Below are 19,256 nucleotides of genomic sequence, written 5' to 3' on the forward strand. Positions count from 1 at the left end.
GTGCGAATCTCCGGAAACGAGACGGACGCACACAAGCTGTCCTGCGCGCTCAGTGCACCGAAGGCGCGCGGGACGACCGGGACCTTCGGGGGACGAGCGGGACTCAGTCGCGCACGCCCACCGCCATCGTCAGGCACTTCTGCAGCGCGCCCAGTGAGAACGGCTTGGGGAGGAACTGGAACCCCTCGGGTAGCTCGCTCAGGTCAAACTGCGCTTCGCTGTAGCCACTCACGAGAATGACGGCGATCGATGGGTCGGCCTGCGCCAGTTCGACCGCCAGGCTCACGCCATCGGTCCCCTGCCCGAGAACGAGATCGGTCACCAGGACCTGCGGGCGCACTGACATGGCCAATGCGCGTGCCTCCTCCACCCGCCCGGTCTCGTGCACCTCGTGGCCGAGGACGGTGATCATGGCCGACGTCAGGCGACGAACTCCGGGATCGTCCTCGACCAGCAGCACCACAGGGCGACGCACGACGGACGGCGTGACCGTGCTCGGGTCCAGTCGAGGAAAGCGCAACGTGACGCGCGTTCCCTCGCCCTGCGTGCTGTCGATCCGCACCTCGCCACCACTCTGCGTCACGAAGCCATACACCATGCTGAGTCCCAACCCGGTCGACTCGGCGAGCGAACGCGTGGTGAAGAACGGTTCGATCGCCTGCCGCTTCACCTGGTCGGTCATCCCCTCGCCGGTGTCGGTCACGACGAGTTCGACCCAGTGGCGCCCGTGGCCGCTGTCCGACGGCGGGAGCGCCGTCGCCTCCACGTTGCGCGCCACCAGGCGAAACTCGCCGTTGGCCCCCATCGCCGTGCGCGCGTTGGCGGCCAGGCACTCCAGCGACTTGACCAGCATGTCCCGGTCGGCACGACAGGGCCACAGCGTCTCGGGCAGCGACGCGGTGATGCGAACCGACGGGCCAAGCAGCGTTTGCAGCAGGGGAACTGCGGCGGTGCATTCCCGCGACAGCGAGAGCGGGAGCGGCTTGAGCATCTGCCGCCCGGCGAAGGTCAGGAGCTGCGCCGCCATGCGGCGCACCTTGTGCGTCGCCTGCACCGCTTCCTGCAGGAGCGGCGCCGTCTGCATTCCGCCCCCTGCACGCGCGTGCAGCTCGATGCCGCCTAACACACCGGTGAGCGAGTTGTTGACGATGTGCGCCACCCCGCCCGCCATCTTGGCAATCGCCTCCAGCCGCAACGCCTCGGCACGGCGCGTGGCGGTGTTGTCGATGGTGGCCGCGCTCAGGTAGGCGTGGCCCGCATCGCGTGATCGCGCCAGCCGGGAGCGCGCCCAGATCTCCGTGCCGTCGGCTCGTCGCAGGCGATAGTCCACCTCACACTGTTCGCCGGGGGCGAGCGCCCCCACCCGCCGCATGAAGCCCTCGCGGTCGTCCTCGACGATCCGTTCGATCCAGGCCAGGGGACGCCCGAGGAAGTGCACGTCACGGTAGCCGGTGAGCGTCTCGGAGGCGCGATTGATCGCCGTGATCGTCCACGACGACGTGTCGGCCTCCCAGAGCACCGACCCCACCGCATCGGCGAGCTGCTCGAAGTGATCCGACTGCCGGTCGATGTCACCACCAATGCGCACGAGGTCCGTGATGTCGTCGAGGATCACCGCCACCGACCCTAACGCCGCCTCTCCGCCCGAGAGCGGCATCGCGGTCACGCGGTAGCGCCGCGCTCCGAGTTGCCCGAAGCCGGTCACGCACCCGTGCTCACCGGCCCGCACGCGACGCACGAGCCCCGCCACTTCGTCGATGGGAATGACCCGGTCGACCGGCATCATATAGAGGATCGCCGGGTCGCCCGAGACGACCGACACGAGCGTGCGGTTGGCCGAGATGAGTCGATCCGACGCATCCAGCACCGCGACCGCCGAGGCGAGCCCCGCGACCAGTTGGCTGGCGTACCCCTCGCTGCGCAACAGCGAATCGGCGCGCGACTCCATGTACGCGTCGATGATGAACGACAGGTCGAAGAAGACCGCGCGAATCAACGCCCGCATCGCGGGCGTGGGGTCAGGCACCTCTGTCAGGATGGCACGGAGATACCCATCGAGCTGGCGCGCCAGTCCCGAGAGGTACCATTGCAGCTGCAATCCGGCCTTCTCGTGAATCACGCCGATGCGCATGCGCGAGGCGGCGTGCGGTCGATCGAAGCTGCCGTCGCACAGCTCGTTCCAGTACGCCGCGACCTGGTGCTTGAGGCGATCGACGGTCGGTGGCGGGACGAGGATCCTCGTCGCCATCGACTCGGCATGAAAAGCGTAGAACTCCTCGAGGATGCGCGGGGTGTGCCGGACCACCAGCGGCTGCAACGTGCGCAGTATCGCGATGTCGTCGTCGCTGAGACCGATGAAGCGTCGACGCTCCAGCGTGTTCTCGCTCGTCAGGCGAATGCGGGCGTATCCGGGCGACGACGGGGCGTGCGCGTGGGATGCCGCGGGTGCCGTGGACGGGTGCGCGGCGTGATCATGCTCGCCCACCCCCGCCAGGCCGCGCGCCGCGCTCCACTGGGCACTCTCCTCGTTGCGCCCGTACGAATCGAGGGCCAGACTCGCGTCGAAGAAGATCTTCTTGATCATCGCGAGCGCCTGCTCCCGTGCGTTCGCCTCGCTGTCCGCCGAGCGAACGATGGGGTCGAGGTGGTCGCAGACGAAGTGCGCGCACGTTGTCAGGTACGACTGCGGCAGGAGGCGCACGCGGTGGTGCACCACGCCGATCCACAGGCGCCGCAGCACATACGCCCAGTCGACGTCGAGTTCGAACAGCTCTCGCAAGTAGTGGTGCTGGTGCGCCTTGAGGCGTTCGACCTGCGCCTCGGTCGAGAGGAGTGCTGCCGTCTCGGGGTAGTCCAGCAGTCGGCGGTAGAGACTCTCGAGGAAGACATCCGCCGTCGCCGCGGCGCCAGGCGCGGCGTCGCGAAGATGGGCCATCGTGGCGGCGTCGAGACCGATGGCGTCGAGGCGCGCCTGCACGACCTCGGGGGTGATGCCGAGTGCGGCGGCAACGGCGGCGGGGGTTTTCATGCGGAATCGCGAGGTGGAGTCGCAAACGGGCGCCACTCGCGAACGCGTGCCCGCGAGCCCCGGCAGCAGACGAACGATGAACGGCGTTCATATTCTGGCATCGCAGTCTCAGGATTCTTATCGGGGGTCTACCAGTGACTCGTCAGGCACCTGCGGACTGGACAGGGGCCGCCCGGTGGCCGGAACACGGCTCGCGGCTGTGCTGGCCGACGCGGCACCTCCGTCGTGCCATGGCCCACGCCGCGTTCGCCCCGTAGGATCTTCCGCGTCACGACCAGCTCGCCGCCGTTCGTCGCCCCCACTCCATCCCCTCTCCGCGCATGCCCGTTCTGCCGCTGCGACCCACCACCCTCGCGATGGCGCTGGCAACCCTCGCCGTCCCGCGGGGAGGGCGTCCGCCGGCCACCGTCGACGTGACCGTCACCGAGGGGACGTCGATGGCGGTGGCCGTTTCACATGACGGGATGCAGCTCGCCCTCGACCTGCAGGGAAGTATTTGGGTACTCCCGGTCTCGGGGGGGAAGGCGCGACGCATCACGGACGAGTACAACGACGCGCGGCAGCCCACCTGGTCTCCCGACGGGCGCACGATCGCTTTCCAGGGCTTTCGTGACGGCGGCTACGACATCTGGGCCGTGCGCGCCGACGGCACGGGGCAGCGCAAGCTCACCTGGGGGCCGCACGATGACCGCGAGCCCGCGTGGTCGCCCGACGGCAAGTCGGTCGCCTTCGCCTCGGACCGCAGCGGCAACTACGACATCTGGATCCTCGACGTCGGCAGCGGTGCGCTGCGGCAGGTCACGCGCGACGCGGGCGAGGACTACATGCCCACCTGGTCGCCGGCTGGCGACGCGATTGCCTTCATCGGGACGCGCAACGGCGCGCCGGGCGTTCAGGCCGTGACACTCTCGTCAGGCAGCGAACGCACGGTCACGCCCACCGCCGGTCGCTTCGACGCCCCGTCATGGGGGCCGAGCGGGGCGATCGTGTATCATGCCGGCGGCGCCGGCGTGAGTCGCCTCGAGGTCGACGGACGACCGCTCACTGGCGACGAGAATGCCTTTGCCTTCCGGGCCGGGTGGCTTTCGCTCACCGAGATCGCGTACGTCTCCGACGGCAAGATCCGTCGGCGCGCGCTCGCCGGCGGCGCGGCGCGCACGATCGAGTTCACCGCCACGCTACGCGTGAACACGCCCGCGTACACGCGCCGCGTGCGCAACCTCGATTCGCGCGCGCCCCGCCAGGCGCTTGGCCTGGTGGCCCCCGCCGTCTCCCCCGACGGGAAGCAGGTGGCCTTTGCCGCGTTAGGCAACCTGTACCTCATGCCGGTCGGCGGCACGCCGCGCGCGCTCACCAACGACGCCGCGCTCGACACCGATCCCGCCTGGTCACCCGACGGGCGCTATCTCGCCTGGTCGAGCGATCGCGCGGGCGGGACGCTGCTCGACCTGTGGCTGTACGACACGCGCGACGGAAGCATGCGGCAACTCACGCGCGAGGCCACGTCGGCCATGGCCCCCGCGTGGTCGCCGGACGGCACGCGCATCGCCTTCCTCGATGTCGACGGGATCTGGCGTGCGGCCAGCGTGGCGATGGTGGAGGTGGCGAGCGGCACGGTGACGACGCTGTACCCGCAATCGTTCGGCCCGGGGGCCCCGACCTGGTCGGGCGATGGGCGTCGCGTGATCGTGACGGCGCTCCAGCGCTACTCGGCGCGCTTTCGCGAGGGGACCAACCAGCTCCTGTCGATGGCCATCGACGGGAGCGGCACGCGAGTGCACGTCCCGGTCGAGCACCTCTCCATCGACTCGCGCGGAGGGGCCGGTCCGGTCACCTCGCCCGACGGCTCGATGCTCGCCCTCATCTACGAAGGGGTCCTGTCGGTGGTGCCGGTTGCGCCTGACGGCCGCCCACTCGGCCCGCCGCGCCGCCTGACGACGGAGATCGCCCACGCCCCGAGCTGGACCGGCGACTCGCGCGCCCTGCTGTACCAGTCCGACGACAAGCTGCACCTCGTCGACCTGGAGAGCGGCCAGGTGCGCGACGTCCCCGTCACGCTCCCGTATGCGCCCGCCATCCCCACCGGACGCGTCGTCGTGCACGCTGGGCGCCTGGTCGACGGGGTGAGCGACCAGGTCCGCACCAACGTCGACATCATCATCCGCGGCAACCGCATCCAGCGCGTGGTACCGCACGCGGCGGCCAACCTGGTGGGAGCGCGCGTGGTCGATGCCTCGAAACTGACGGTGATGCCGGGGCTCATCGAGTACCACACCCACCTGCAGAAGGACTTCGGCGCCAACGCCAACCTGGCGTACCTGGCGTTCGGCGTGACCACAGTCCGCTCGCCCGGCGGCACCCCGTACGAGGCGGTGGAGGATCGCGAGGCGGTCGACGCCGGCGTGCGCCCGGGACCCCGGATGTTCGTGAGCGGCTACCTCATGGAGTGGCAGCGCGTCTACTACAAGATGGCGGTCGCCGTCAGCAGCAATGCCCACCTCGCGCTCGAGCTGCAACGCGCCCGGGCGCTGCAGTTCGACCTGCTCAAGAGCTACGTGCGCATGCCCGACCTGCAGCAGCGGCGCATCGCCGACTTCGCGCATGCCATGGGCGTCCCCGCCGCGTCGCACGAGATCTATCCCGCCACCCTCTCCGGCATGGACGGGACCGAGCACACCACGGGGACGAGTCGCCGCGGCTATTCCCCCAAGGCGGCCACGCAGCAGCGCTCGTATGGCGATGTCGCCGCGCTCTTCGCCGCGTCCGGGATGCCGATCACCCCCACGCTGGCGCTGAGTGGCGGCGGGTTGCGCCGTCTCTTCTCGCAGGACTCGACCTTCGGGCGCGACCCGCGCTTCGCGCTCTATCCGCCGTGGCTGCGGGCGATGAACGCGCAAGGGGGCGGCGCACCGCCGGGGACGGTGGACGCGGGGGCCGGCGGGCGCATGGTGATGGGGCTCATGCGCGCCGGGACGCGCATCGTCGCCGGGACCGACACGCCCAACGCGGCCACGTTGCACGGCGAGATGCTGAGCTACGTGCTGGCCGGGATGACGCCACTCGAGGCGCTGCGCGCGGCGACGGTGAACAGCGCCGAGCAACTCGGGATCGACGCAGGGGTGGTGGCGGCGGGGAAGCTCGCCGACCTCGCCATCGTCGACGGCAACCCGCTCGACGACATCACCGCGACCACGCGCGTGCGCTACACCATTGCCAATGGCCGCGTGTTCGACGTGCGCGAGCTCGTCGCGCCGCGCGCGTCAGGCATGGAGCGTTAGGCTCGGCCGGCCGAGCCCCTCTCCGCACCGCGACGGCACGGCCCGTTCCGGTCGGGGAGGGATGCAGCGGCCGCGACGCCGCTGGCCGTTCGCGTCAGAGCGAGCGGAACTCGATCGTCACACGCACCGTGTCGCCATCGCCCTTGTCCCCACGGACCTTGGCGGGGACGGCGAGCAGCGTGCGGCCGTCCTTGCCGCGCCACACGCTGGTCTCCCACGTCGTTCCGTCCACCGTCGCGCGCACGGGTGTGCGCCCCCACCCATGCGTCACCGGCGGCGCCAACCGATCGGGGACCGGGACGAAGTGCCACCCCCCCTTTCCCGGATACCGGAAGAGCGTCCCGCGAAACTGCCCACCATAGCGTGCTGTCATGCCACGAATCTGCGCGCAAAAGGTGGCGTACGCGACACGCGTGGCGGCGCTTTCCTCTTGTCGGACCGCCCGCGGGTCCCTGTAGCTTTCGACATGCACTGTGACCCATCGACGGACTCCGCCCATCCCGACGACGTGGCGCCGGCGGCGCTGGCCAACCTCGAGTTCACGCCTGACGAGATGCGTGCCATGGGGCATGCCGTGGTCGATCGCAGCGTGGCGCACCTCGCGGCCATCGGCGACATGCCCTCCATGGGCGACCTCGACGCCACCGCACTGTGCCGCGCCCTGCGCGAGACAGCCCCGGAGCAGGCGAGCACGCTCGAACCGCTCCTCGACCTGCTCTTCGACACGCTGATTCCCCGCTCGTTCAACACGGCGAGCCCGGGCTACTTCGCCTATATCCCGGGTGGAGGCGTCTATCCCGCCGCCCTCGCCGACTTCATCGCCGACACGGTCAATCGCTACACCGGCGTGTGGAACGCCTCGCCCGCGCTGGTGCAGCTCGAAGGCAACGCACTGGAGTGGCTGCGCGAGTGGATGCACTTCCCCGTTGGGGCTGCCGGCCTGTTCACCCCCGGCGGCTCGATGGCCACGTTCAACGCCATCCTCTGCGCACGCGAACGTCACCTCGGCCCCGACATTCGCCCGGGGACGCTCTACACCTCCGACCAGGGTCACCACAGCATCGAGAAGGCGGCGAAGCTGGCCGGGATTCATCACGATCGGGTGCGCCTCGTTCCCGTCGACCGCACCTTTCGCATGCGCGTCGACCTGCTCGCCGACGCCATCGCCCGCGACCGGGAGCAGGGATTGCGCCCCTTCATGGTCGCCTCGTCGGCCGGGACGACCAACACCGGCGCCGTCGATCCGCTCGACGACATCGCCGACCTGTGCGCGCGCGAAGCGCTCTGGCACCACATCGACGGCGCCTACGGCGCCTTCTTCCACCTCGTCCCGGAGTTGCAGCCGCTGCTGCGCGGGCTGCCGCGTGGGGACTCGCTCACGCTCGACCCGCACAAGGGGATGTTCCTCCCGTACGGCACCGGCGCGCTACTCGTGCGCGATGGCTCGGCGCTGCGCGCCGTGCACACCGCAACGGCAGGCTACCTCCCGCAGAACCAGTCGGAGTTCTACGATCCGGCCCAGCACGGTCCCGAACTGTCGCGCGGCTTTCCCGGGCTGCGCGTCTGGCTGGCGGTCAAGCTCTACGGCGCAGCGCGCTACCGCGCGGCGATTGCCGAGAAGCGGACGCTGGCCCTGTGGGGTGCCCAGCAGGTCGCGCGTATTCCCGGCATCGTGATCGACGCCGAGCCGCAGCTCTCGCTCTTCGCCTTTCACCTGACGGGCCCTAGCCTAACGACACAGGCGGCGCGTGACGAGGCGACGCGGCAGCTCATGGACCGCGTCAACGCGCAGGGACGCGTGATGCTCACCGGCTGCGTCGTGGACGGGCGTCACCTGGCGCGCATCTGCGTCATGAGCTTCCGCACCCACCGCGAGCACCTCGAGGCCTGCGTGGAGGACCTCACCACGGCGGCCGCCGCGATCCTCGCCGGACACTAGCGCCCGGAGGGTCGCGACGTGACTCGCGACGTGACTCGCGACCGCACGTGACTCGCGACCGCACTCGCGACCGCACTCGCGACGTGGCTCTCGACGCGGCCGCCGCGCCGGGCGATACTCCGCGCACCCTGCCGCAGCCGTCTCCCCTCACTCGCCTCGCCGTGCCTGACGACCCCTCCGCATCGAACGCGGCGCCGGAGACCCACGCCTCCCGCCGCCGCTTCCTCAAGGCCGCCGGCGCGGTCGCCGCCAGCGCCGCGGCCGCCACGGTCGGCTCGACCGTGGGCTGTGCGCCCAGCACCTCACGCGATGGGGAGGGGAAGGCGACGCGCGAGGAGGTACCGCAAGCACTCCCGACGAGGACCCTCGACCGCCGGACCCTCGACGCCGTCGGTGACGTTGTTCTCCCGTCTACAATCGGCAGCGCCGGCCGCGCGCAGGCGGTCGAGGCCTTCGTCACCTGGGTCGACGAGTACGACCCGGTCGCCGAGGAGATGCACGGCTACGGCTACGCCGACGTGCGCTACCTTCCCCCCGATCCGGCACCGGGATGGCAGTCGCAGCTGATCGGGCTCGACCTGCTGGCCCAGCGCATGCGCCAGCGCTCATTAGCCGAGTGCGACGCCGCCCAGCGCCTGGAGGTGCTCACTGCTGCGCTGGCCACGGTCGACGCGCAGCGCCTCCCCGCGCCGTTAGGCGCGCCGCATGTGGCGCTGGCGCTTCTCTCGCACTGGGCCAACTCCCCCGGCGCGTGGGACCTGGCCCTCGAAGCCACGGTCGCCCCGAACACCTGCCGCCAGCTGGATGGCATCGACGCCAAGCCACGCAGGGCCTTCGGAGGGACCGCATGAAGACCGTCAGTGGCGACATCATCATCATCGGCAGCGGGATCACCGCAGCCAACATGGCGGCCCACCTCGCCGACAACACCACGCGCTCCATCACCGTCATCGAGGCCGGGCGCCACAGCACGCCGTTTCGCGAGCGCGGCAAGGCGCGCGACCGATACCTCGCCTACGGGGAGAATCCGTGGTCGCGCGATCACATCGATGACCAGAACGCCCTTGGCGTGACCTACGGCTTCTCCCCCAACATGCACGTCGGCGGCCTCGCGATGCACTGGGGTGGCGTGGCGCCGCGCTACTCGCCAGAAGACTTCACGACCAGGTCGCTGTACGGCATCGGCACCGATTGGCCCTTCACGTACGAGGAACTCGATCCCTTCTATCAGGAAGCGGAGGAGCGCATGGGCGTCGCGGGGGAACAGGGCCCCCCATCGCTCGACCCACGCGGTCGGCCGTTTCCGCTGCCGCCGATCCCGGTCAACTACAACCTCAAGCAGCTGCAACTGTGGGCGCGCAACGCCGACATCGCCACGTGGAGCACCCCGTCGGCCAAGAATTCCGTCCCCTACCTCGGGCGTCCGCAGTGCCAACGCTGCGATACCTGCTATCCGGTGTGCCCGTCAGGCGCAAAGTACTCGCCCGACTTCACGTGGGATGCGCTGCTGTCCACGAAGAAGATCACCCTCGTCACCGAAACGCTCGTCAGGCGCCTGGTGGCCGACCCGAAGACCGGGCGCATCGTGCGCGCCACCGGAAACCGCACCGACGCCGGCGGCGAGGAGGTCACCATCGAGGGGAAGACCTTCGTCCTCGCCGGCGGCTTCGTCTGGTCGCCGCACCTCCTCCTCCTCTCACGCGACTCGGCCTTCCCCAACGGGTTGGCCAACCGCAGCGGGCTGGTGGGGAAGTACCTCGCCGGGCATCGGAACATCGGCGGGCAGATCTCGCTCCCCATGGAGCTCTTTCCTGGGATCAACTCGCAGCACTCGCTGGTGTCCAAGCAGTTCCAGCGCGCCAGCTACAAGGGGAAGTACCTCAGGCACGACCTGCGCATCTGGGAATCCGGCGTCGGACGGAACGCGCGCCTGCGTGACGACGATGGCACGCTCCTGCTCGGCGACGCCCTCCTGGCCGACTGGAAGCAGCGCGCCAAGGGAGCGACCGCGCGTGTGCGCGCCTACTACGACGTGCTCCCGGACAAGGAAAGCAAGCTCACCCTCGACGACACGGCGAAGAACCGTTTTGGCGATCCGATGCCACGCGTCGCATTCAAGGACGCGCCGGAGAGTGCGGCCCTGCGCGCGTGGCAGGAGGAGGAGCTGCGGAATCTCTTCCGTCGCATGGCCAAGGCTGGCGGCGGCGAGGTCCTTTCACTGGCCAGCAGCTCCAACGACATCGGGCAGGAGCACCCCACCGGCGGCTGTCGCATGGGGAACGACCCGAGCACGAGCGTGGTCGACGGCTGGGGGCGCGCGCACGACCATGAGAACCTGTGGGTCGCCGGGGCGCCGGCGCAGGTGAGCGCTTCCTGCTGCAACGGGACGCTGACGTTCGTTGCGGTTGGACTCCGAACCGCCGCGGGAATCGTGAAGGCGGGCTAGCCGCGGTAGTCCTCCCGCACCGGCGCAAACACGTCGAGGATCTCGCAGTCGGTGATCGCCCGCCCGTAGTGCACCGCGTTAGGCGGGATCACCGCCATCGTCCCCGGGACGCAGCGATGCGGGACGCCATCGATGGTGAGTTCGTACTCGCCACGCAGCACGTGCGCCACCTGCTCGTGCGGGTGCGAGTGCGCCGGAAGCTGCGCCCCCTGCGTGATGCGCCAGAAGGCGAAGGTCATGCGCTCGGAATGCACGAAACGCCCGACATGGCCGGGGAAGACTTCGCGCTCGGGCTGCTCACCCACGATGTGGAATGACATGGGGCGGAAACCTTACCCCTGACCGTCGCGCGGTCCAGCGGCGTACACCTTGGTGATCGGGATCGGGGCCGGGCTCCCGAGCGACGGACGGTGGCCGCGCCGCCCCCGTCCCCCGCGCGACGGCATCGGCTCCACCGCGATCACCGGCGTCGGCCCGGCCTCCAGCACCGGCTTGCGACGCTGCGCCCGCCACAGCCAGACCGTCCCCACCGCCAGCCCGCCAAAGAAGATCAGGAACGACGACGACTGCAGCAGGATCCACGGCGCGCGGAACACCCCCCACTTGCCCAGGATCTCGATCGGCGTCCACACGACGATCATCGCCCCAACCGAAAAGCGGATCGCCGGCCCCCATCCCTTGAACTGATAGAGCCGCCAGACGCAATACAGCGACCCGGCCAGCGAGGCGAACAACAGCGCATTGGTGAAGACCGAATGCACGCCGAGGAAGCTCTCGTCGTACGCCCACAGGAGGATGAGGTAGAAACCCCACACCGTGGTCGCGTACTGGAAGGCGCTGCGCGGCCCGTAGTTGTCGATCTTCCCGGTCGCGATCGCGCCGCGCATGGTCGGGACGTGCCGCCGCCACCATAGCGCGAGCGGGCAGCGCGACGCTTCGAGGAACATGAGGTACGCCATCACCAGCACCAGCGCCCCCCACGTGTACTTGAGGAGGACGTACTCGCCGTAGATCGCCACCAGCTGGCCATCCATCACCGTGACCGACTTGGCGACCCCCAGCGTGCGAGCGGCCATCGTCAGGCCGTACTCGATGCCGCCGGTCCAGATCAGGTTGCCCGCGAAGATTCCCAGGATCGACTGCGCCGCGTCGCTCTTGAGGCGCGAGGTGGCCCACATGAGCAGGCCGCCAAGTGCAACGAGCGCGAGCGTCGCCTGGGCCAGGAACGGGGTCACCGGAAGCGTCCGCATCGGCACGTCGCGCCCGGCACGCGCCTCAGCCAGTGCCGCCGCGAGCACGCGCTGCTCGTCCGGATTCGTCGTCTTCTTGAGCGCCGCCTCGAACTCCTCGGGGAGGGTGAGGTCGGTGAACATGCGCGCCGGACTCCCCGCCGCGGGCGAGGGACGTTCGATGCGATGCTCGGCGTAGTTCACGACCACCATCAGCAGGTGGGCCGATGCCAGCATCAGGAGCATGAAGCCGCTGGAGAGCATCGTGCGCAGCAGCGCCGAATGCCGCCAGCCGGAACCGCTGCTCGTGTTCGTTGCGCCGATGCGTGCGTCCATGGTCGCGTCCGGCTCCAGCGTCGGAGTGTGCCGTCGGTCGCACGCCCGATCGGGTGGTGCGACGTCCCAGCGCGGCGGCTTCGCGAACGACCGAATCCGCCGAGGTTACGTCGCGAACCTACAGCGCCAGGTTCCGTTCGGTTAGGAGGGTATCCCTACATCGCGATCCGGGGGCTCCCCTAAAACCGGCGCGCGCTTTCCGGTGTTTCCCCCTCATGGCAGGTCAGCGCCTCGGGCAGGCCGGCCGCGGCACTCGGGCCGCGCGGCGTTGTCTCGGGCCCGTGCACGACGCATGTTCGGCGACGCGCAAATGCCGTCCGCGGTGCGCAGCGAATCCCGATCTCCCCGTCCCGTGAACATCGCCTCTCCCGCCGACGCCCCAGGCGCAACGGTCGCCGCCCCGCCCGTCCGTCTCAGCGGTCGCCTCCTGACCTGGTCCATCACCTCCGCCCTCGCCGGCTTCCTCTTCGGCTTCGACACGGTGGTGATCTCCGGTGCCGAGCAGACGATCCAGTCGCTGTGGGGGCTGAGTGCGGGGATGCACGGCCTGGCGCTCGGCGCGGCGCTCTACGGCACCGTCCTCGGCTCGCTCGTGGGCGGTTGGCCGGCCGATCGCTTCGGGCGCAAGGCGACGCTCACCTGGATCGGCGTCCTCTATATCGTCTCAGCGGTCGGGTGCGGAGTGGCGTGGAACGTGTGGGTCTTCATCCTCGCCCGCTTCCTTGGCGGCGTGGGGATCGGCATCTCCACGGTCGCGGCGCCGCTGTACATCTCCGAGATCGCCCCGCCCAGGCATCGCGGGCGGCTGGCCGGGATGTTCCAGTTCAACATCGTCTTCGGGATCGTCGTCGCCTTCGCCTCCAACGCCCTGCTGTCGGGCGTTGGGGAGAACGCCTGGCGCTGGATGCTCGGCGTCGCCGCCTTTCCGTCGGTTGTCTACACGCTGATGTGCCTGGGGATCCCGGAGAGTCCGCGCTGGCTGCTGACGCGCCGGGGCGACCGCGCGGCCGGGCTCAAGACGCTCGCCCTCATCGAACCCGAGGCCACCCCCGCCCAGCTCGAGTCGCACGCCGACGCGATCGTGAGCGGCGTGGCCGAGCAGCACAGCACGCGCGGCTTCTGGTCGATGCGGCTCAGGGTCCCGATCCTGCTCGCCTTCCTGGTCGCCTTCTTCAACCAGCTCTCGGGGATCAACGCGATCCTCTACTTCGCCCCGCGCATCTTCGAGCTCACCGGGTTGGGCACCAAGGCGGCCCTGTTGCAGTCGGTGGGGATCGGGATCACCAACCTCGTCTTCACCTTCGTGGGACTCTGGCTCATCGACCGGCTCGGGCGGCGCACGCTGCTCTACATCGGGTCGTTCGGCTACATCGCCTCGTTAGGTCTGTGCGCGTGGGCCTTCTTCACGCAGCACTACTCGATCGTCCCGGCCTGCATCTTCGCCTTCATCGCGGCACATGCCATCGGTCAGGGGACGGTGATCTGGGTGCTGATCTCGGAGATCTTCCCCAACCAGTTCCGTGCCTCCGGGCAGTCGCTGGGGAGTGCGACGCACTGGGTCTTCGCCGCGCTCCTCACCACCGTCTTCCCGTACATGGTGAGCGCCATGGCCCCGGGCTACATCTTCAGCATCTTCTGCGGGATGATGGTGTTGCAGCTGGTCTGGGTCGCGACCATGGTCCCCGAGACCAAGGGGGTGCCGCTGGAGGAGATCCAGAAGCAACTCGGGGTGGTGGCATGAGGCGCGTGCTGCTCGCCGCGTCGTGCGTACTGATGCTCGCCCCGTCGCTCACCGGGGCGCAGGGGCGCACGACCGCGCAGCGCGCCGCACCGCTGGAGCCGTTTCGCCCGCGCTTCCATTTCACCCCCGAGCGGAACTGGATGAACGATCCGAACGGGATGGTCTACTACGACGGCGAGTGGCACCTGTTCTACCAGTACAACCCGTTCGGCGACAAATGGGGGCACATGAGCTGGGGGCACGCGGTGAGCCGCGACCTCGTGCACTGGGAGCAGCTCCCGCTGGCGCTCGCCGAGTCGGACGGGGTGATGATCTTCTCGGGGAGCGCGGTGGTCGACTGGCGCAACACGAGCGGCTTCGGGGCCGACGGCAAGCCGCCGCTGGTGGCGCTCTACACCGGGCATCGTGATGGACACCAGGACCAGCGCATCGCCTACTCCAACGATCGCGGGCGCACCTGGAGCAAGGGGGGCGTGGTACTCGACCTCAACAAGGCCGATTTTCGCGATCCCAAGGTCTTCTGGCATGCACCGTCGTCCCGCTGGGTCATGACGGTCGCACTGTCGCCGGAGTACAAGGTGCAGTTCTACACCTCGCCCGATCTCAAGCGTTGGACACGCAGCGGCGAGTTTGGCCCGGCCGGGAGCCGGCGCGGCATCTGGGAGTGTCCGGATCTCTTCCCCGTGCAGGTGGAGGGCGGCGGCACGCGATGGGTGCTCATCGTGAACCTGAATCCGGGGGCACCGGCCGGCGGTTCGGGGACGCAGTACTTCGTCGGCGACTTCGACGGACAGCGCTTCGTCCCCGAGGGAGAGGTCGCGCAGCCGCTCTGGGCCGACTACGGCGCCGACTTCTACGCCGGCGTGTCGTGGAGTGACGTGCCTGCAGCTGACGGCCGGCGCGTCTGGTTGGGATGGATGAGCAACTGGTCGTACGCGCAGGAGGTCCCCACCTCGCCGTGGCGCAGCGCGATGAGTGTGGCGCGGACCCTCACGCTGCGGCGCACACCCGCCGGATTGCGCCTGGTGCAGCGCCCGGTGGCCGAGCTGGAGCGGTTGCGCCGTGGGGTGCCGCGCACCTTCGCCGGCGGCACCTTCACGCAAGCCAGCGCCTGGCTCGCCGCACAGCGCGACCTCCCGATGTTGCTCGACGTGGAGATGACCTTTGCCGGGGCCTCGTCAGCGGCGCCCTTCGCGCTGCAGCTGACGACTGGGCCCGCCGAGTCGCTGGCGCTCTCGATCGATCCTGCCAATCGGCGCATCGCGCTCGATCGCACGCGCTCGGGCCGGGTCGCCTTCCACAAGGACTTCCCGGGAGTGCACACCGCACCGATCCGCATCGCCAATGGCGAGATTCAGCTGCGCCTGCTCATCGACGCGGCCTCGCTGGAGCTGTTCGCGCAGCAGGGTGAGACGGTGATGACGGAGATCTTCTTCCCCACGGGCGACTCGCGCGCGCTCTCCCTCTCGGCGACGGGAACGACGCCGCGTGTGCAGCAGATCCGCATTCATGGCCTCGACTCGGCGCGCTAGCCGCCGTTCCGTGCATGCGGGCCGCCGTGCTCCGCGGAGTCGAGTGGCCATGCTCGGCGTGCTCGGTGGCGCGTTCGTTGTGGCGCTGGCCGCCTGCGGCGACGGCGGGGCGGCGCCGGGGACCGGCAGCTGCACGCCGAACGCGCGCTATCCCAACGCGATCGGTTGCGCGTACGTGTACGGCACGGTGACCGACACGCGCGGCGTGGCGCTCGACAGCGTCGACGGGCTGATTCGCGTGGGCGATGACTGCGCGTGTTCGTCGCCGCGACTGGAAGGAGACGACAACGGGGTGTATGCGACCGTCGTCCATCGCCTCCCCCGCAGCGGGGGCTTTGCCGATACCGCGACCGCCACCGTCGTGGCGCAGGCGAGCGCCCCCAAGTACCCGCGGCACATCACCGGTGCTGCGTACTTCGACACGTCGCGCGTGGTGCTGCGCTTCGTGCCCATGGGGGCGTCGCCGCCCCCCACCCAGGTCAACCTCCGGATCCCCATCCCCGGCCGCTGACCCCGTGTTGCTCCAAACACGACGAGGGGCACCCGGACTCAACCCGGCGCCCCTCGACTCGTCTTCCCGTCTTCCCGTCTTCCCGTCTTTCCTACTTGAGCGCGTCGATCATCGGCTGCGTGATGAGCACCGTCCCGCGCTCGGTGCGACGGAAGCGCTTGGCGTCGAGCACCGGATCCTCGCCGACCACCAGCCCGGCGGGAATCTGCACCCCACGGTCGACGACGACGTTACGCAGGCGCGCACCGCGTGCCACGTCGACGTACGGCTGCACTACTGCGCCGTCGAGCTGCGCATACGAGTGCACCTTGCACCCCGTGTGCAGCAGCGTCTTGTGCAGCGACGCCCCCGAGACGATGCAGCCGCCGGAGACGAGCGAGTTGAGCGCCAGCCCGCGACGCCCTTCCTCGTTATGCACGAACTTGGCCGGTGGCGACACCTCGGCGTACGTCCAGATCGGCCACTGCTCGTCGTACAGGTCGAGCGAGGGGACCACCGTGGTGAGGTCGACGTTCGCCTCCCAGTAGGCATCGATCGTTCCCACATCGCGCCAGTACGCTTCCACTTCATGGGCGGACTTCACGCACGACTGGCTGAAGCGATGCGCCACCGCCTTGCCGTGCTGCACGACGTATGGGATGATGTCCTTCCCGAAGTCGCGGCTCGAATCGGTGTCCGCGGCATCGCGGCGCAGGAGCTCGAAGAGAAATGTCGTCTTGAAGACGTAGATCCCCATGCTGGCCAGCGCCATGTCGGGATTGCCGGGGATTGCCGGCGGATCGGCCGGCTTCTCGAGGAAGTGCACGATGCGGTCCTGCTCATCGACGTGCATCACCCCGAACCCCGTCGCCTCCATGCGTGGTACCTCGAGCACCCCCACCGTCACGTCGGCCCCCTGGTCGACGTGCTGCTGGAGCATCTGCTCGTAGTCCATCTTGTAGATGTGGTCCCCGGCGAGGATCACCATGTACTCCGGGTGATAGGCCTCGATGATGTCGGTGTTCTGGTACACGGCGTCGGCCGTCCCCTCGTACCACGCCGTCTCGCTCACGCGCTGCGACGCCGGCAGGATGTCGAACGACTCGTTGCGCTCGGGGCGCAGGAAGTTCCAGCCGCGTTGCAGGTGACGGATGAGCGAGTGCGCCTTGTACTGCGTCGCCACGCCGATGCGGCGGATGCCGGAGTTGAGGGCGTTGGAGAGCGCGAAGTCGATGATGCGCGCCTTGCCGCCGAAGAAGACCGCGGGCTTGGCGCGGCGATCGGTGAGTTCGTACAATCGCGACCCCCGCCCTCCGGCGAGGACGTAGGCCATCGTGCTACGGCCGATGGAACCAGGGCGATAGGGTGCGCTCATGCGTGCGAGGCTCTCGGATGCGACGTGAGGGTCAGGCCTGACCTGCAAGGACTTTGCGCCTTCGGCGCAGACGGCGTAAGGTAGGTGCATGAATGTCCTGTTTGTTGCCGCCGAAGTCGACCCCTGGATCAAGACCGGCGGCCTGGCCGACGTTGCCGGCGCCCTCCCCGCTGCCCTGCGCAGCATCGGACACGATGTGCGCGTCGTCATGCCGCGCTATCGCGTCCTGCGCGAAAAGGGGATCCCGTCCGACGGCCCCATCGCCGCCTCGTTCCTGACCATCGGCGAACGCGCCGAGGAGCAGCGCGTGTGGCGTCTCTCCGCGAGTGCCGCTCCCACCTACTTGCTCGATATCCCCGCGGCCTTCGAGCGCGCGGCCATCTACGGGGAGAGCGACGATCATCGTCGCTTCGTCCTGTTTGCCCGCGGGGTGCTCGACCTCATGCAGCACCTGCGCGAGGTGGAGGGGTGGCAACCCGACGTGGTGCACTGCCACGACTGGCACGCCGCCCTCGTCCCCAACTACCTGCGCACGACGATGGGCTACACCTTCGGCCACATCGCCACCGTCTTCACCATCCACAACCTCGCCTATCAGGGTTTCGCGCCGCCGGCCACGTTGTCGCTCGCAGGGCTCAGCGAGGGCGGGTCGCTCGAGGACGTGCTGGGCGGACGCTTCGCCGGGACGTTCAACTTCATGGCGCGCGGTATCGTGCACAGCGACATCATCAGCACGGTGAGCCCCACCTACGCCGGCGAAATCATGACCCCGGAGTACGGCGAAGGGCTCGACGGCGTCCTGCGCTCGCGACGTGACCGGATGGTCGGGATCCTCAACGGGATCGACGCGATGGTCTTCGACCCGTTCACCGATCCCAGCATCGCCGCCCCGTATCGCCCCGACAACATGGCCGGGAAGGGGCAGTGCAAGGCGGCGCTCCAGCGCGAGACCGGGCTCCCCGTGGCCCCGGATCGCGCGTTGTTAGGCGTCGTCTCGCGCCTCGTGGAGCAGAAGGGGTTCGACCTGCTCGAGGCGGTCATGCCCTGGCTCCTGCGCGAGACCGATGCGCAGCTCGTCTTGCTGGGATCAGGGCAGGCGAACTGGGAAACGCTCTTTCATCGTTATGCCGCCACGTATCCCGACCGCGTCTCGGCACGGATCGGCTTCGACGCGTCGCTGGCGCAACGCATCTACGCCGGGAGCGACATGTTCCTCATGCCCTCGCGCTTCGAACCGTGCGGGCTGGGGCAGATGATCGCCCTGCGCTACGGCAGCGTTCCCATCGTGCGCGCCACCGGGGGGCTCAACGACACCGTGAGCGAGGGGTGGGAGGGGAACGGCTTCCGTTTCCATCCGTACGAGGGGCGCTACTTCGCCGACGCCATCGGGCGTGCCCTCGCCGCGTATCGCAATACCGAGGGGTGGGCGATCCTCCGCGAGCGCGGGATGCGCGAGGACAACTCCTGGGGCCACGCCGCCAACGTCTACGCGCGCCTGTATCTGGCGGCGGTGAAGAGTCGGGGACGATAGGGGTCGGAAGGCCGAGCGACTCGCGCGAGCGCCGTGCGTAAGTCGTTCCCGCACATGGAGCTAGCGCCACCCTCCCGCCCCGGAGTGGGTCGCCCGGCATTTCTTGCCGCCCGACATCCCGCGTCGTGACCCATTAGCCCGCTCTAAGTCCTTATCACTGAGTGGATTGGAGGGCGTTCCCGTCGCGAGCGGCAGAAATCGCCGCGGTGACACTTCCGATCAGGTGCCGACCCGGGGTCGGCGTCCACCGCAGGGTGGGGATGCACCGCGCAGACGCCACGACATCGACACAGGGCCTCGAACGCCGCCAGCTCCGTGCAGGAGCGTGGGG

13 protein-coding genes are annotated in these 19,256 nt (G+C 69.3%); 8 read left to right on the plus strand and 5 right to left on the minus strand.

Annotated elements, in window-relative coordinates; all coding sequences use genetic code 11:
• Positions 1 to 103 precede the first annotated feature (103 nt).
• Complete coding sequence (locus IPN47_27535) at positions 104 to 3,028, minus strand: response regulator (protein ID MBK9411736.1); 2,925 nt, start codon at positions 3,026 to 3,028, stop codon at positions 104 to 106.
• Between the two features lie 320 nt (positions 3,029 to 3,348).
• Between IPN47_27535 and IPN47_27540 the strand changes: the two genes are divergently transcribed.
• Positions 3,349 to 6,306, plus strand: coding sequence for a PD40 domain-containing protein (locus IPN47_27540; protein MBK9411737.1), 2,958 nt, complete (start codon positions 3,349 to 3,351; stop codon positions 6,304 to 6,306).
• Positions 6,307 to 6,400: 94 nt separating this feature from the next.
• On the opposite strand, the gene IPN47_27545 is transcribed toward IPN47_27540, so the two are convergent.
• Complete coding sequence (locus IPN47_27545) at positions 6,401 to 6,679, minus strand: DUF1905 domain-containing protein (protein MBK9411738.1); 279 nt, start codon at positions 6,677 to 6,679, stop codon at positions 6,401 to 6,403.
• Positions 6,680 to 6,772: 93 nt separating this feature from the next.
• Between IPN47_27545 and IPN47_27550 the strand changes: the two genes are divergently transcribed.
• The 3 genes from IPN47_27550 to IPN47_27560 all read left to right on the plus strand — a co-directional run bounded on the left by IPN47_27550 (position 6,773) and on the right by IPN47_27560 (position 10,691).
• Positions 6,773 to 8,245, plus strand: a complete 1,473-nt coding sequence (locus IPN47_27550; protein ID MBK9411739.1) for an aminotransferase class V-fold PLP-dependent enzyme — start codon at positions 6,773 to 6,775, stop codon at positions 8,243 to 8,245.
• Between the two features lie 161 nt (positions 8,246 to 8,406).
• Positions 8,407 to 9,096: a twin-arginine translocation signal domain-containing protein gene (locus tag IPN47_27555; protein MBK9411740.1), complete on the plus strand. Its 690-nt coding sequence runs from the start codon at positions 8,407 to 8,409 to the stop codon at positions 9,094 to 9,096.
• Positions 9,093 to 10,691 carry a GMC family oxidoreductase gene (locus IPN47_27560; GenBank protein MBK9411741.1) on the plus strand — a complete coding sequence of 533 codons (1,599 nt, stop codon included), beginning with the start codon at positions 9,093 to 9,095 and terminating at the stop codon, positions 10,689 to 10,691. Before IPN47_27555 ends, IPN47_27560 begins: the two co-directional genes overlap by 4 nt.
• Here the strand turns inward: IPN47_27560 and IPN47_27565 are convergent.
• Together IPN47_27565 and IPN47_27570 are read right to left on the minus strand one after the other, a co-directional pair.
• Entirely contained in the window at positions 10,688 to 11,011 is a 324-nt protein-coding gene (locus IPN47_27565) for a cupin domain-containing protein (protein MBK9411742.1), read from the minus strand. The genes IPN47_27560 and IPN47_27565 overlap by 4 nt on opposite strands.
• 12 nt (positions 11,012 to 11,023) lie before the next feature.
• Positions 11,024 to 12,256, minus strand: a complete 1,233-nt coding sequence (locus IPN47_27570) for a hypothetical protein (protein ID MBK9411743.1) — start codon at positions 12,254 to 12,256, stop codon at positions 11,024 to 11,026.
• Between the two features lie 310 nt (positions 12,257 to 12,566).
• On the opposite strand from IPN47_27570, the gene IPN47_27575 reads away from it, so the two are divergent.
• Genes IPN47_27575 through IPN47_27585 form a run of 3 tightly spaced genes read left to right on the plus strand, consistent with a single transcriptional unit; the run spans position 12,567 to position 16,040 of the window.
• Positions 12,567 to 13,997 carry a sugar porter family MFS transporter gene (locus IPN47_27575; GenBank protein MBK9411744.1) on the plus strand — a complete coding sequence of 477 codons (1,431 nt, stop codon included), beginning with the start codon at positions 12,567 to 12,569 and terminating at the stop codon, positions 13,995 to 13,997.
• Positions 13,994 to 15,529: a glycoside hydrolase family 32 protein gene (locus IPN47_27580; protein ID MBK9411745.1), complete on the plus strand. Its 1,536-nt coding sequence runs from the start codon at positions 13,994 to 13,996 to the stop codon at positions 15,527 to 15,529. The genes IPN47_27575 and IPN47_27580 overlap by 4 nt, the downstream gene beginning before the upstream one ends.
• Before the next feature lie 49 nt (positions 15,530 to 15,578).
• Complete coding sequence (locus tag IPN47_27585; protein MBK9411746.1) at positions 15,579 to 16,040, plus strand: hypothetical protein; 462 nt, start codon at positions 15,579 to 15,581, stop codon at positions 16,038 to 16,040.
• A 91-nt stretch (positions 16,041 to 16,131) separates the two neighbouring features.
• On the opposite strand, the gene glgC is transcribed toward IPN47_27585, so the two are convergent.
• Positions 16,132 to 17,394, minus strand: coding sequence for a glucose-1-phosphate adenylyltransferase (gene glgC / locus IPN47_27590; GenBank protein MBK9411747.1), 1,263 nt, complete (start codon positions 17,392 to 17,394; stop codon positions 16,132 to 16,134).
• 88 nt (positions 17,395 to 17,482) lie between these two features.
• Between glgC and IPN47_27595 the strand changes: the two genes are divergently transcribed.
• A complete protein-coding gene (locus tag IPN47_27595; GenBank protein MBK9411748.1) occupies positions 17,483 to 18,925 on the plus strand; it encodes a glycogen synthase in 1,443 nt (480 codons plus the stop codon).
• The last annotated feature ends 331 nt before the right edge of the window (positions 18,926 to 19,256 follow it).

The sequence above is a fragment of the Gemmatimonadota bacterium genome, from assembly GCA_016719105.1.
GTDB lineage: Bacteria > Gemmatimonadota > Gemmatimonadetes > Gemmatimonadales > Gemmatimonadaceae > SCN-70-22.